11 protein-coding genes are annotated in these 13,966 nt (G+C 64.8%); 5 read left to right on the top strand and 6 right to left on the bottom strand.

All coding sequences use genetic code 11. The features are described 5' to 3' along the window. Window positions 1-127: 127 nt before the first annotated feature. Complete coding sequence (locus JKV55_RS07725; protein ID WP_202083865.1) at window positions 128-760, top strand: MBL fold metallo-hydrolase; 633 nt, start codon at window positions 128-130, stop codon at window positions 758-760. A 140-nt stretch (window positions 761-900) separates the two neighbouring features. Here JKV55_RS07725 and JKV55_RS07720 read toward each other — a convergent pair whose 3' ends face one another. Together JKV55_RS07720 and JKV55_RS07715 are read right to left on the bottom strand one after the other, a co-directional pair. Beyond that, on the bottom strand, window positions 901-1,794 hold the full coding sequence (locus tag JKV55_RS07720) for a dienelactone hydrolase family protein (RefSeq protein WP_202083863.1): 894 nt from the start codon (window positions 1,792-1,794) through the stop codon (window positions 901-903). A gap of 56 nt (window positions 1,795-1,850) precedes the next feature. Beyond that, on the bottom strand, window positions 1,851-2,471 hold the full coding sequence (locus tag JKV55_RS07715) for a hypothetical protein (RefSeq protein ID WP_237332740.1): 621 nt from the start codon (window positions 2,469-2,471) through the stop codon (window positions 1,851-1,853). A gap of 90 nt (window positions 2,472-2,561) precedes the next feature. Between JKV55_RS07715 and mepA the strand changes: the two genes are divergently transcribed. Next, a complete protein-coding gene (mepA, locus tag JKV55_RS07710; protein WP_202083861.1) occupies window positions 2,562-3,323 on the top strand; it encodes a penicillin-insensitive murein endopeptidase in 762 nt (253 codons plus the stop codon). Here mepA and JKV55_RS07705 read toward each other — a convergent pair. Further along, window positions 3,313-5,304, bottom strand: a complete 1,992-nt coding sequence (locus JKV55_RS07705) for a methyl-accepting chemotaxis protein (RefSeq protein WP_202083859.1) — start codon at window positions 5,302-5,304, stop codon at window positions 3,313-3,315. The genes mepA and JKV55_RS07705 overlap by 11 nt on opposite strands. Window positions 5,305-5,716: 412 nt before the next feature. Here JKV55_RS07705 and JKV55_RS07700 point away from each other — a divergent pair, with 412 nt between their 5' ends. Both JKV55_RS07700 and glpK read left to right on the top strand, forming a co-directional pair. After that, the gene (locus tag JKV55_RS07700; RefSeq protein ID WP_237332739.1) at window positions 5,717-6,568 is read left to right on the top strand and encodes an MIP/aquaporin family protein; all 852 of its coding nucleotides are present in this window, start codon (window positions 5,717-5,719) and stop codon (window positions 6,566-6,568) included. A gap of 27 nt (window positions 6,569-6,595) precedes the next feature. Next, window positions 6,596-8,101, top strand: a complete 1,506-nt coding sequence (glpK, locus tag JKV55_RS07695) for a glycerol kinase GlpK (protein WP_202083857.1) — start codon at window positions 6,596-6,598, stop codon at window positions 8,099-8,101. A gap of 57 nt (window positions 8,102-8,158) precedes the next feature. On the opposite strand, the gene JKV55_RS07690 is transcribed toward glpK, so the two are convergent. Both JKV55_RS07690 and JKV55_RS07685 read right to left on the bottom strand, forming a co-directional pair. Then, the gene (locus tag JKV55_RS07690) at window positions 8,159-8,920 is read right to left on the bottom strand and encodes a DeoR/GlpR family transcriptional regulator (RefSeq protein ID WP_202083855.1); all 762 of its coding nucleotides are present in this window, start codon (window positions 8,918-8,920) and stop codon (window positions 8,159-8,161) included. 168 nt (window positions 8,921-9,088) lie between these two features. Continuing rightward, window positions 9,089-10,261 carry an iron-containing alcohol dehydrogenase gene (locus tag JKV55_RS07685; protein WP_202083853.1) on the bottom strand — a complete coding sequence of 391 codons (1,173 nt, stop codon included), beginning with the start codon at window positions 10,259-10,261 and terminating at the stop codon, window positions 9,089-9,091. Between the two features lie 268 nt (window positions 10,262-10,529). On the opposite strand from JKV55_RS07685, the gene glpD reads away from it, so the two are divergent. After that, a complete protein-coding gene (gene glpD / locus JKV55_RS07680; protein WP_202083851.1) occupies window positions 10,530-12,047 on the top strand; it encodes a glycerol-3-phosphate dehydrogenase in 1,518 nt (505 codons plus the stop codon). Between the two features lie 17 nt (window positions 12,048-12,064). Here the strand turns inward: glpD and JKV55_RS07675 are convergent, their stop codons facing one another. Continuing rightward, window positions 12,065-13,825 (bottom strand): putative bifunctional diguanylate cyclase/phosphodiesterase, encoded by a 1,761-nt coding sequence (locus JKV55_RS07675; protein WP_202083849.1) that lies wholly within the window; start codon window positions 13,823-13,825, stop codon window positions 12,065-12,067. Window positions 13,826-13,966: the final 141 nt, after the last annotated feature.

Raw genomic sequence — 13,966 nt, 5'->3', positions numbered from 1 at the left:
GCCACCTGGCCGAGAAGGAAGCCCGGGTGGTCAAGCGCGGCAACGCCGAAGAGCTGGCTGGCTGGCCCGCCGGCACCAGCTCGATACTTCGCCCACCCATTCATTATGTTAAAAACGGAAACACCGCATGCTTGAACGAATCACCCTGCCGGTTACCTCCTTCGCCCAGAACTGCAGCCTGATCTGGTGCAGCCAAAGCCGCAAGGCCGCCCTCATCGACCCCGGCGGCGAGACCGAGCGGCTGCTGGCGGCGGTGGCGGAGCGCGGCCTCGAGCTGGACAGCATACTGCTCACCCACGGCCACCTGGATCATGTGGGCGCCACCGGCGAGCTGAAGGAAAAAACCGGGGTGCCCATCATCGGCCCCGAGCGGGAAGACGCCTTCTGGATTGAGGCCCTGGCGCAACAGGCGCAGATGTTCGGCTTTCCCCCGGTCAAGGGCTTTGCGCCCGACCGCTGGCTCGAGCAGGGCGACAGCGTCAGCATCGGCGAGGAGACCCTGGAGGTGTATCACTGCCCCGGTCACACTCCGGGCCATGTGGTGCTGCTGCACCGGGCGCAGCGGCTGGTCTTCGTGGGCGACGTGCTGTTTCACGGCAGCATCGGCCGCACCGACTTTCCCAGGGGCAACCACCTGCAGCTGATCGACAGCATACTGCACACCCTGCTGCCGCTCGGCGACGACATCACCTTCGTGCCCGGCCACGGCCCGGAGGGCACCCTGGGCGAAGAGCGGCTGCACAACCCCTTCCTGCGCTGAGCGTCGCCTTCTGCCACACTGAGGGCAGGAGGTGTCCCATGGTCAAACCCAAGCAGGGGCCGCGCAACCCGCCGGCCCCCCATCATCCCCCCAGAAAACCGGTACCGCCGCGCCGCCCCGGGCCGTCCCGGCCATAGGCCCTATCCCGCCAGATGCTCGCTAAAGAACGCCAGGGTGCGGGACCAGGCCAGCTCCGCCGCCTCGGGGTGGTAGCGGGGGGTGGAGTCGTTGTGGAAGCCGTGCTGGGTACCCGGATACTGATAAGCCTGGTAGCTCACCCCGTGGCGTTGCAGGGCGGCTTCATACTCCGGCCAGGCGGCGTTGATGCGCTCATCATCCTCGGCCATCTGCACCAGCAGGGCGGCCCGGATGTCGGCCACCTTGTCCAGCGCCGGCGGCATGCCGTAGAAGGGCACGGCGGCATCGACCCGTTCCGGCAATTCGGCGGCCAGCTTGTTGGCGATAAAGCCGCCGAAGCAGAAGCCCACCACCCCGAGTTTGCCGTTGCCCCCCTCCAGCGGTTGCAAGAAGCGGGCGGCGGCGGCGAAGTCGGCGGCAATCTTGTCGCCGTCCAGTTGCTGCTGCAGGGTCCGGCCGTCATCGTCGTTGCCCGGATAGCCGCCCAGCGGGAAGAGCGCATCGGGCGCGAAGGCGATAAAGCCGGCCTTGGCCAGGCGCCGGGCCACGTCCTCGACATAGGGGTTGAGGCCGCGATTCTCATGCACCACCAGCACCAGGCCGGGCGGGGACGAAGGATTGCGGGGCTGCACCAGGTAGCCCCGGCCCTTGCCGTGGCCTTCGGGCGCGTCGAATTCCCGGTAGCTGGCCAGGATATCCGGATCGGTGAAGGACACCTGCTGGGCCCGGGCATAGTCGGGCCTGAGGGCCGCGAACAGCGCGGCGGCGCTCATGCCGCCCACCGCCAGCCGGCCCAGGCCGGCCATAAACTGGCGCCGGTCGATCAGCCCATGGGCGTATTTATCGTAGAGGTCGAAGGCCGGCTTGGGGATGGCGGCGGGGTCGGGTTTGCGCATGACGAAGACTCCTGTCTGTATGGCTACCCGGCCAGTATAGCAAAGGCTGGGTGGACTCAATCGTCCCAGTCGTCGTCATCCTCGTCCCTGGCCGGCTCGTCGCGGGCCGAGATGGCCACCACCGGCGCCAGTACCGCTATGGCTTCCAGCAACTTGCGCCTGGGCTGCCAGTTGCCGACGAAGCCGAAGCGGTAGCGATGGTCGTCAAGCTTGAAACGCTCCTCCACCTGGGCACCCAGGGCGTCGTTGATTTGCGCCAGTTCCTGCTCGTTGAGGGACAGGTCCAGGGTAAAGGCGATGACGGCGCCGTCGTGGCCGGGCAGCTTGCCCCGGTTCACCGCCTGCACCCGCTCCCGGGGCAGCGCCATGGCGACCTTACCGACGCCGTTGACGATATAGAGCCGCTCGGCGTCGAAAGCCAGGTTGATCAGCCGCTGCCGGCTCCAGCTCGGCGGCCACAGGCTCATCAGCAGCACCACGCCGCCGAAAATCACCCCCACCCAGTGGATCAGGCCGAAGCCGTCCTGGCCGTCCCACAGGGCCAGGGTCACCGCGGCCAGGCTGGCCAGCAGCACCAGGCCGTGGGTGAGGTAAAAGCGCACCGCGGGCGGGCACAGCACGAACTCCAGGGGGCGCTCGAGCACCTGTTGCAGGGGTAATCGCTGCACTGTCATCATCTTGTTCCGTCGTTCTAAAGGATGACAACCCTAGCAAAAAAAGCGCCGGCCATAAATAATGGCCCATACCGCAGAGGAGGAAATACGCAGATGGTGAAATGGTGCTGGCTCTTGTTGTTGTTGCCGGGCGCGCTCTGGGCCCAGGCCATCGGCGGCTATTCCGCCGGCTGTCAGATGAATGCCCAGGCCCTGCCCGGCAGCGGCCCCGGATTTTATGTGATCCGAAGCGAACGCCAGCGCTACTACGGCCAACCGCAGATGATCCACTACCTGCAGGATCTGGGACTCAGGGTCAGCCAGGCCGGGCTGCCGCCCATGCTGGTGGGGGACATCGCCATGCAACGGGGCGGGCCCTTCGCCTATGGCCACCGCAGCCACCAGACCGGACTGGACGCGGACATCTGGCTGCGCAGCCCGCCGGACAATCCCCTGCCCCGGCAACTGGAAACCATAGCAGCGGTGGACATGGTCGATCACCGCCACTATGTGCTGACCGCCGATTTTCAGGATAAGCAGCGCCAGTTAATCGCCCTGGCGGCCCAGGATCACCGGGTAGACCGCATCTTCGTACACCCGCTGATCAAGCAGGCCATGTGCCGGTCCTATGGCGAATCCCCCTGGCTTCGCAAGATCCGGCCCTGGTTCGGCCATTCCAGCCATTTCCATGTCCGCCTGAGCTGCCCCCGGGGCCAGGCCCACTGCCAGCCCCAGGCGCCGGTACCGGCCGGTACCGGTTGCGGCGCCGAGCTGGCCGGCTGGATCAACGACAGGGCCGGCGAGATCACCGCCGGCCCGCGCGCGCCCTGGCGGCCCGTCCTGCCCAAGGCCTGCGTGGGCTGGGTCAAGCCCTGAAGCCCCGCACCAGCCGTTCCAGCCCGGCATTGGCCTCGTCCAGGGTCCGGGAGACGGCGATGTTGTGCCTGTCCCGGGCCACCAGGGTGGTCACCATGTCGCGGATGCTGATCATGTTTGCATCTATCTGGCGTGACACCGTTCGCTGCTGCCCTGCGGCACCGGCGATCTGGTCGGTCAGGCCATGGATGCGGTCCACCGCCGACGCCATCTGATCCAGGCTCAGGGTCACCGCTTCGGTATGGGCGGCGGTGGCATCGCAGCTTTCCCGGGTGCAGGCCATGGCCGCCACCACCGCCTCCACCCCGCCGGTCAGTCGCGCCAGCCGGGCGCCAATCTCGCCGGTGCTGCTCTGGGTCCGAGCCGCCAGGGCCCGCACTTCGTCCGCCACCACGGCAAATCCCCGCCCCTGCTCGCCGGCCCGGGCCGCTTCGATGGCCGCATTCAGCGCCAGCAGGTTGGTCTGCTCGGCAATACCGGCGATGCTGTCGAGGATGGGAGTGATCTGCTGTACCGCCCCGCGCATCTGCGCCACCTGCCCGGAGGTACCCTCGACATTGCCCAGCAAGGCGGCCACCGCCGTGGACGCCTGTTGTACCAGGGCCCGGGAGGCCTGCGCCTGCTGATTCACTTCGCGGATGAAACTGGCGGTATCCTGGGCGCTGCCCGCCACCTCGTCGGCACTGGCGCTCATCTGGTTGATGGCGGTCACCACCTGCTCCGTTTCCCGGGCGTGGGATTCGAGTACCTCGCCGTTGAGCCGGGCGCCGTCGTTCAATTGCTGCAGGGCCTGGCGGATATCGCCACTGGCTTCGGCGATGCGACCGATCATCCGCTGCAGCGTGAGCATGAAACGGTTGATCGACTCGCCGATGTCGTCGATTTCATCCCCCCGGCCGATGGCCAGGCGCCGGGTCAGATCCGCCTCGCCGGCACAGAGCCGGTCGATGCTGGCTTTCAGCGCCACCAAGCGGGCCATCAACCGGTGCAGGACCAGCCCCGCCAACAGCAGCAACAGCAGCAGGGCCGGGATCTGCAAGCCCAGCAGCAGGCGGAACAGGGCATGGCTCTGTTGCTGCAGCAGCGCCGAGGGCAGGCTGGCCGCCATCAGCCAGGGCGTGCCGGCGATGGGCTCGAGCAGCAGGGTCAGGGCTTCCCCTTCCCTCCCACGGTATTCCAGCCGTTCGGACCCCGTGCGGAACAGCGCATTCCCCAGCGCCGCCAGTTGGCGGGTAACATCGGCACGCCCCGCCTGCTCGGCCACCGAGCTCAGCACCACCTCTTCCCCTATGGCCGAGGTATTGCTCACCAGGGTACCGTCCCGCTCCAGGATCAGCACCTGGCCGCCGATGCGCGCCTCGCTGCGGCGCACCAGTTCATTGAAAAAGCCCAGGGTCACGTCCAGGGTGGCCACCCCGTAGAGGGCACCGTCCCGGTAGATGCCCATGGCGCAGTTGGTGCGCGGCTCGGCGCTGGCGCCGTCCCGGTAGGCCTTGGCCCAGGCGCACTGCCCCCGGGGCGCCTCGCGCCCGTTCCGGTACCAGGGCTGCTGGTAATAGGCGGGCGCCTCGGCGGAGTTCCAGTAATGGTTGACGATAAGCCCGCCCGCCTCATCGCGATGATAAAAGCTGCTGTGCCTGTCCCGATCCTGCGTCCTCGCCCGGGGCAGGGGCCAGATGCCGCCGCCGAACACCTTGGGCTCACCGTACTGATCGAGCAGGCTCGGTAGCTGGGCATCGATCTGGTCGCTGGCAAGCGCAGGCACCAACTGGGTAATGGCCCGCTGCTGGGCCTGTACCTGGGCCAGCTCCCGTTGTATTTCCTCCCCAATCTGTACCAGTTCGTGGCGGATCAGTTCGCTTTCCATCGCCATCAGCCTGGGGGTAAGCAGCCAGCGCAGGCCGGCGATGGTCAGCAGCAGTACCCCGGCCATAGACAGCAGGAGCAGCAGGTTGTAACGGCTTTTAAGCCTGAGCGGCATAACGGCCTCCTTGTCGTTGTACTAAAAAAGGCCGGGCATCCGCCCGGCCAAAGGTCGCCTTCCCCCGCCGGCAACGGCGAAACCAGGCCCAAACGATCATATTCGAGCATAAAAATACATTCCCACCCGTAAAAGACAAGCAAAAACTGGCGGCCATTTATCTCGGTTCAAGCCTGAATGCGACGACAACCACCCCGTAAACGACCAGAGCAGGCGAAAACCGGGCGCCAAATGCGCATATTTCGGCGCATTAGCAGTACACCCTAAGTGGTAGCCATGTGTTACAACGAAGGTGAAAGGTCAAAAATAAGTGATCAAGAACACAAATTCACTAACATGTTATTTTCGAATACGAACAAATAACCCAGAATCAGGGCTACAGGATGACTGTACACACACAATGGAGTAGGAAATGTCTATCAAACGACCAAACACCCTGTTCGGGGAATGCATCGCGGAATTTATCGGCACCGGCTTGCTGATCTTCTTCGGCGCGGGCTGCGTAGCGGCCCTGGTAGTCGCCAATGCCAGTTTTGGCCTCTGGGAAATCAGCATCAGCTGGGGCGTGGGCGTGGCCATCGCCATCTATGTGGCGGGCGGGGTGTCGGGCGCCCATATCAACCCGGCGGTCACCCTGGCGCTCACCCTGTTCCGGGGCTTCGACAAGCGCAAGGTACTGCCCTATATCCTGGCACAGCTGGCGGGCGCCTTCTCGGCCGCCGCCCTGGTCTACAGCCTGTACCAACCACTCTTTATCGAGTGGGAGCAAGCGGCGGGCGTGCTCAGGGGCAGCGAGGAGAGCCTGGCCCTGGCCGGTATTTTTTCCACCTATCCGCACAGCCTGCTGTCTAATGGACATGCCTTTATGGTGGAGCTGACCGTTACCGCGGTGCTGATGATGGCCATACTGGCGCTGACCGACGACCGCAACGGCGGCCCCAAGGGCATGGCCGCCGCGCTGTTGATCGGCCTGCTGATCGCGGTGATCGGGGCCGCCACCGGCCCGCTCACCGGCTTCGCCATGAACCCGGCACGGGATTTCGGACCCAAGCTGTTTACCTGGCTGGCGGGCTGGGGAGAGCTGTCCTTTACCGGCGGGCGCGACAACCCCTATTTCTGGGTTCCCATTCTCGGCCCCATCGCGGGTGCCTGCCTGGGAGCCTGGCTGTACGATAATGCCATCGCCCGCTTCCTGCCCGCGGCCGAAGCCGCCGCCGAGCAAGCGCCTTCATCTTCACAACAGGAACAACGGGCCTCGGCCTGAATACCGACCCGACAAGGAGGACACATAATGTCACAAGCCAAACAGTACGTGGTTGCACTGGATCAGGGGACCACCTCGTCCCGCGCCATCATCTTCGACGAAAATGCCGCCATCCAGGGGGTGGCCCAGCGGGAATTCGGCCAGATCTACCCCCAGGCCGGCTGGGTCGAGCACGATCCCATGGAGATCTGGGCCAGCCAGCGCTCCACCCTGACCGAGGTGCTGGCCAAGACCGGCATCAGCCCGGACCAGATCGCCGCCATCGGCATCACCAACCAGCGGGAAACCACGGTAGTGTGGGAAAAGAGCACCGGCAAACCGGTCTATAACGCCATCGTCTGGCAGTGCCGCCGCACCGCCGACATCTGCGAGCAACTGAAGGCACGCGGCCTGACCGACTATATCCGCGACAACACCGGCCTGGTGCTGGATGCCTACTTCTCCGGCACCAAGCTCAAGTGGATACTGGACAACGTCGAGGGAGCCCGGGAGAAGGCCAATAACGGCGAGCTGCTGTTCGGCACCATAGACACCTGGCTTATCTGGAAACTGACCGACGGCCGGGTGCACGTCACCGACTACACCAATGCCTCCCGTACCATGCTGTTCAATATCAACAGCCTGGAATGGGATCAGAAGCTGCTGGATGAAATGGGCATCCCCGCCTCCATGCTGCCCGAGGTGCGCCCCTCCAGCGAGGTGTACGGCAAGACCAACATCGGCGGCAAGGGCGGCACCCGCATTCCCATCGCCGGCATCGCCGGCGACCAGCAGGCGGCCCTGTTCGGCCAGCTGTGCTTCACCAAGGGCATGGCCAAGAACACCTACGGCACCGGCTGCTTCCTGCTGATGAACACCGGCGAGCAGAAGGTCAGCTCCAGCCACGGCCTGCTCACCACCCTGGCGGTGGGCGCCAAGGGCGAGGTCAACTACGCGCTGGAAGGCTCGGTATTTATGGGCGGCGCCACCATCCAGTGGCTGCGGGACGAGCTGGGCCTTATTCGCGAGGCGGACGACACCGGCTACTTCGCCGAGAAGGTGAAGGACAGCAACGGCGTCTACCTGGTGCCGGCCTTCGTCGGCCTGGGCGCCCCCTACTGGGACCCTTACGCCCGCGGCACCCTGGTGGGCCTGACCCGGGGCGTGAACCGCAACCACATCATCCGGGCGGCGCTGGAAGCGGTGGCCTACCAGAGCCGGGACGTGCTGGAGGCCATGCAGGAAGATTCCGGCCTCAAGCTGGCCGCGCTCAAGGTGGACGGCGGCGCCGTGGCCAACGACTTCCTGATGCAGTTCCAGTCCGATATCACCAACGCCAGGGTGGTGCGCCCCCGGCAGACCGAGACCACCGCCATGGGCGCGGCCTTCCTCGCCGGCCTGGCGGTGGGTATCTGGCAGAGCACCGATGAACTGGCCGACAAGTTCGCGGTCGACAAGGAATTCAAGCCGCAGATGGACAAGGACACCCGCGCCACCCTGTACCGGGGCTGGCAGAAGGCGGTGGCCCGCTCCCTGGACTGGGCCGAGCACTGAGCGAAAGCGAAAATACCAAGGGCGCCGTAAGGCGCCCTTCTGCTTTGAACCACTCGCTCAATCGGCGATATGGCAGGCCACCTGGTGCTCTTCCATGATCTTCTGCAGCGCCGCGGGGGGAGCCGCATCGGTGAACAGCGCCGTGATCTGGCTGATATGGCCCAGGTTGACCATGGCGTTGCGGCCGAACTTGCTGTGGTCGGCGGCCAGGAACACCTGCCGGCTGTTGTTGATGATGGCCTGGGCGATGCGCACCTCATGGTAGTCGAACTCGAGCAGGGAGCCGTCGGTATCTATGCCGGAAATACCGATGATGCCGTAATCGGTACGAAACTGCTGCACGAAGTCCCGGGTCGCCTCGCCGACGATGCCGCCGTCCCGGTTGCGCACCTCGCCGCCGGCGATGATCACGGTAAAGTCCTCCTTCTGGCTGAGGATGCTGGCCACGTGGATGTTGTTGGTGATCACCCTGAGTTCCTGGTGATCGAGCAGCGCCCTGGCCACCGCTTCGGTGGTGGTGCCGATGTCGATGAACAGGGAAGCCCCATCGGGAATTTCGGCGGCGATGGCCCGGCCTATGCCGTCCTTCTCCTTGGCATACATCACCTTGCGGGAATCGTAGGCGGCGTTGACCGTGCTCGACATCAGCGAAGCCCCGCCATGATGGCGGCGAATGCGGTTGTGCTCGGCCAGATCATTCAGATCCCGGCGAATGGTTTGCGGGCTCACGTCAAACTGGGCAACCAGATCCTCGGTGCTGGCAAAGCCTTTCTGCTTGAGCAACTCCAGGATCTGTTGATGACGCAGGGTTTGCTTCACGCGGTAACTCCCTGTAATGGAAACGACTTCATCGCCCGATTGTACTCGTTCAATGCCCAAATGCACAGCAGGCGGCGCCCCGGCGCCGGGCAGGCCCGCTCCGGTATCCACCGGGGAGCGGGAAATGGAGGAGATTACGAGAAAAGAGGCGGCGGTGGGCACAGCCGCTCAGAGACAGCGCCGCAGGATGTCGCCAAGCTCGGCCTCGGTCAGCACCAGGGGATTGGTCTGCATGCTGTTGCCGCCACTCATCGCCACCACCCGGGGGATATCGGCGGCGGCCATGCCGTAGTCGGCGAGTCGGGGCAGGCGGCAGGCGCGGGTCCAGCCCTGCAGGAGCCCGGCCAGATCCTCGGCCCCGGCCCCGTCGTCACCGCTCAGCCAGCGCGCCACCCGGGCATACTTGTCCAGGGCCGGGCTCAGGGGCGCTCGTTCGCGCAGGGCGGCGATGTTCGCGCGGGTGGTGTCGGCCAGCAGGATGCCGCACACCATGCCGTGGGGCACGGGGAAACAGGCCCCGAGCGGCGAGGCCATGCCGTGCACCGCCCCCAGTCCGGCCTGGGCCAGGCAGATCCCCGACAGCATGGCCGCATAACTCAGCGCCGAATAATCCCGCACCGGCTGACCGGCTCCCGGCGCGAAGCCGGCGGCAAAGGCGCGGATGCCGTCTTCCGCCAGGGCGTCGGTGAAGCGGCTGGCGCGGGTCGAGGTATAGGCTTCCAGCAACTGGGTAAAGGCATCCATGGCGTTGGCCAGCAGCACCGGCTGCGGACAGCTTAGCAGCAGTTCGGGATCGACCAGGGCCAGGCGCGCCAGCAGCGCCTCGTCGCGGAAGGACTTCTTGAACCGACCCGGCCGAGTGATCACCGCGTTTTTGGTCATCTCGCTGCCGGTGCCGGCGGTGGTGGGCACCGCGATAAAGGGCACCGCCGGGCCCAGGTAAGGCAGCTCAGGCCCTACCCCTTCCAGGTGATCGCACACCGGGGTGCCGGTTCTGAGCAGGCCGGCGATGGCCTTGGCCGCGTCCAGGGCGCTGCCGCCGCCGACCCCCACCACCACGGCTATCTCTTCCTTTCCGAAGCGGGCCACCGCCTCGTCCACCATCTCCGGGGTGGGCTCACCCCCGATGGCGACCCTGAACCAGGTGATCCGCCGGGCCTCCAGCTCGGCCTGCAACCATCGATAGTGCTCGCCGCCCGCGAAGGAGCCGGCGCCGGTCACCAGCAGCATGCGCGAGCCGAAGGTTTCGATTTCGCTCACCAGTTGATAGAAGAGACCCGGACCAAACCGGATCCGGGGCAGGGCCGAAAGGCTGAAGGGGGCAATCAGTGTCGTTTCCATCGCGAGATGACTCTCCATAACAAGGTACGCCGGGGCAGCCCAAGATAGCAGAAGCATCACCATACGAACATTACGACCCGGCAAAAATGCGCGCTTTAGTTAAAAAAAATACAAAATGTACTAAAATGTTGCTTGATGTTTGTTTTGCGGTTGGTTATTTTCTTTTTCGAAGATTATAATCCAACTATGGTGACTGACTATGACCCCCACCCCCCAGGCACAGGGACGCCACGCTCCGGTGTTGGCTTCCCTTAAGGAGAAGAGAAGCATGACAGCTGAGCACACCATTCATGATCTGATGGTTATCGGTGGCGGCGTCAACGGCACCGGCATCGCCATGGACGCCGCCGGCCGGGGGCTGAGCGTGGTGCTGTGTGAAATGAACGACCTGGCCTCGGCCACCTCCTCCAACAGCAGCAAGCTGATCCACGGCGGCCTGCGCTACCTGGAGCATTACGAGTTCCGCCTGGTGAAGGAAGCCCTGGCCGAGCGGGAGTCGCTGCTGCGCAACGCCCCCCACATCATGTGGCCGCTGCGCTTTCGCCTGCCCCACCGCCCGCACCTGCGCCCGGCCTGGATGATCCGCATCGGCCTCTTCCTCTACGATCACCTGGCCAAGCGGGAGCTGCTGCCCGGCTCCAACGGCCTGCGCTTCGGTGCCGACAGCCCCCTGGTGAGCGACATCACCCAAGGCTTCGAGTATTCCGATGGCTGGGTGGACGATGCCCGCCTGGTGGTGCTCTGTGCCATGGCCGCCCGCCAGAACGGCGCCGACATCAAAACCCGCACCCGCTGCGTCAAGGCCGAGCGCCGGGATGGCCTCTGGCAGGTCACCCTGCAGGATACCGACACCGGCCGGCAGCAGCTTTACCGTTGCCGCGCCCTGGTGAACGCCGCCGGCCCCTGGGCCAGCAAGTTGTTCGACGACGCCATGACCCTCAAGGCGCCCAAGCAGATCCGCCTGGTCAAGGGCAGCCATATCATAGTGCCGAAACTGCACGACGAGCCCGAAGCCTATATCCTGCAGAACGAAGACAACCGCATCGTGTTCGTGATCCCCTACGAGGACAACTTCTCCCTGATCGGCACCACCGACGTGGACTATGACGGAAACCCCTCCGACGCCCGCATCAGTGATGAAGAAGTGGAGTACCTCTGCGCCGTGGTCAACGCCCATTTCAGGCACAAGATAAGCCCGGCGGACGTGGTGTGGACCTACTCGGGCGTACGCCCGCTGATGGATGACGAGCATGGCGCAGCCCAGAAGGCCTCCCGGGATTACAGCTTCGAGGTGGATGCGCCCGAAGGCGAGGCGCCGCTGTTGTCGGTGTTCGGCGGCAAGATCACCACCTACCGCAAGCTGGCGGAAGCCGCCACCAACGCCATCTGCCGCTTCTTCCCCCAGGCCAGGGGGCCCTGGACCAAGGCGGCGGCGCTGCCCGGCGGCAATTTCGAGCACCACGACAGCCTGGCGGCCACCCTCGGGCAGCAGTTCCCCTGGTTGCCCGAGGCCATGATCAAGCGCTTTGTGCGTAGCTACGGCAACCTCTGCCACCATTTCCTGGAAGGCCGCCACGGCCTGGCCGAGCTGGGCGAGAGCTTCGGCGCCGCCCTGACCCAGGCGGAAGTGGACTACCTGATGGAGCACGAATGGGCCAGGACGGTGGAAGACATCATCTGGCGTCGTACCAAGCTGGGGCTGTACTTAACGGAGGCTGAACAGAGCCGGCTGCACCAGTACCTGCAGTCCAAACTGGGAATGGAGCAAAACAGATTGGCCGGTTGACGGCCAACCCTGCAGCACTAGGGGCGCCGGCTTTCGAGCAGGCGCTCTGTTTCCTCCACCGGCAGCGGTTGGTAAAAATAGTAGCCCTGCACCGTCAGGGAACCAAAGTCCGCCAGCAGGGCCAGCTGGTCCTCCTGCTCCACCCCTTCCACCACCAGGCTCAGCGACAGCTGATGCGCCAGGCCCACTATGGTCTTGAGCAGAATATAGGCCCGCTCGCTCTGGCTGGCCTCCACCATGAAACTGCGATCGATTTTCAGTTCATCCAACGGAAAGCGGTGCAGGCAGGACAGGGCCGAATAACCGGTACCGAAGTCGTCCAGGGAAATACGAAAGCCCAACTGGCGCAGCCGCCCCAGCATGGCCACGCAGGACTCCGTGTTGGCCATCATGGTGGTTTCGGTCACCTCCAGTTTCAGCTGCTCGGGCCGGATACCGGCACGGACGACACAGTCTTGCAGCCAGTCGGCAAAATCGGGCTGGCTGAATTGCTGGGCCCCGAGGTTGACCGACACCACCGGCAGTCCGGGATGTCGTGCCTGCCAGGCCGCCACCTGTTCGCAGACCCGCTCGATCACCCAGCGGTCCAACCGCACCGACAGGCCGCTCTGCTCCGCCACCGGAATAAATTCCGCCGGGGAAACGGGGCCGAGCACGGGATGCCGCCAGCGCAGCAAGGTTTCCAGTCCGCACAGGGCACCGCTTTGCGGGCAGATCTGGGGCTGAAAATGCAGGCTCAGCCCCTCGCTGTCTCCGCTGTTCAGCAGGTGACTGAGGCGATGCTCTATGGCCAGCTCCCTGTGGTGCAGCTGGTGCTGGCGCAGATCCACGAACTGGAAACGGTTGCGCCCTTCCCGCTTGGCCATGGCATGGGCATATTCCGCCGCCTGCAGCAGGCTTTCCTTGTCCTTGGCATCGCGTGGAAACACCGCGATGCCGATGCTGGGTTGCAGGCTGACGATATTCTGATCCGCCAGCACTATGGGTTGCCCCAGCAGGCCCAGCAGCTTGTCGGCCAGCTGCGCCATGGTGGCATCTTCCGCCTTGCTGTGGCGCAGCACCGCGAAGATGTCGCCCTGCAGCCGCACCAGGGTGTCGGCCTCGTCGATGGCCGCCTGCAGGGTGCGGGCCTGCTGGCGCAGCACGTCGTCGCCCCAGGTCAGCCCCAGCTGTTCGTTGACCGGTTTCAGCCGGCCGATATCGAGCACCATAAGCCCGACCCGGATCTTGTTGCGCTGGGCTTCGGCCAGAGCCTGATCCAGCCGGCTGGTGAGCAGTTGCCGGTTGCCCAGCTGGGTCAGCGGATCCTTGAAGGTAAAGAGGGTGCGTTCGTTCTGGGTGGTTTTGAGGGCGGTCAGATCATGGCCGATGGCCACCCTGTGGGTGACCCGGCCCTGGTCGTCGGTCAGGGTATTGATGCTGAGCCACTGCAGGTAGACCTCGCCGGACTTGCGGCGGTTCCACACCTGGCCGCTCCAGTGGCCGGTTAGCAGCAGTTGCTGCCACATGCGCTGGTAAAACTCGGGGGAGTGCCGGGCCGACTGCACCAGCCTGGGGGTTTGGCCGACGGCCTCCTCCGCGCTGAAGCCGGTGATCTGGCTAAAGGCGGCGTTGACCCGCTCGATCACGCCCTCGGCATCCGTGACCATGATGGACTCCACCGCATGGTCGAACACATGCTGCAGCAGCTGGCTCTTGAAGTGGACCCTGTGCTCAAGGAAATGCAGCTCGCCGGCCGGCAATGGCCGCTTCTCCAGGTAACTGATGGTATTTTGCACGGCTCGGGTATCCTTACCTGATGCGCTATTTTGTTGATTATGTGCAACAATAACCAAGTGTGAACAAAAGGTAAAACAATTGTTGAAGGGCTATCGTTCTTCTTTGAGCTGGATCATGCCGGTCACACCCGCAGCAGGTGA

Origin of the sequence: Zobellella iuensis, from assembly GCF_016746085.1 — a bacterium.
Taxonomy (GTDB): Bacteria; Pseudomonadota; Gammaproteobacteria; order Enterobacterales; family Aeromonadaceae; genus Oceanimonas; species Oceanimonas iuensis.
Note: the sequence above shows the minus strand (reverse complement) of the source record. Positions and strands in the feature narration are given on the sequence as shown.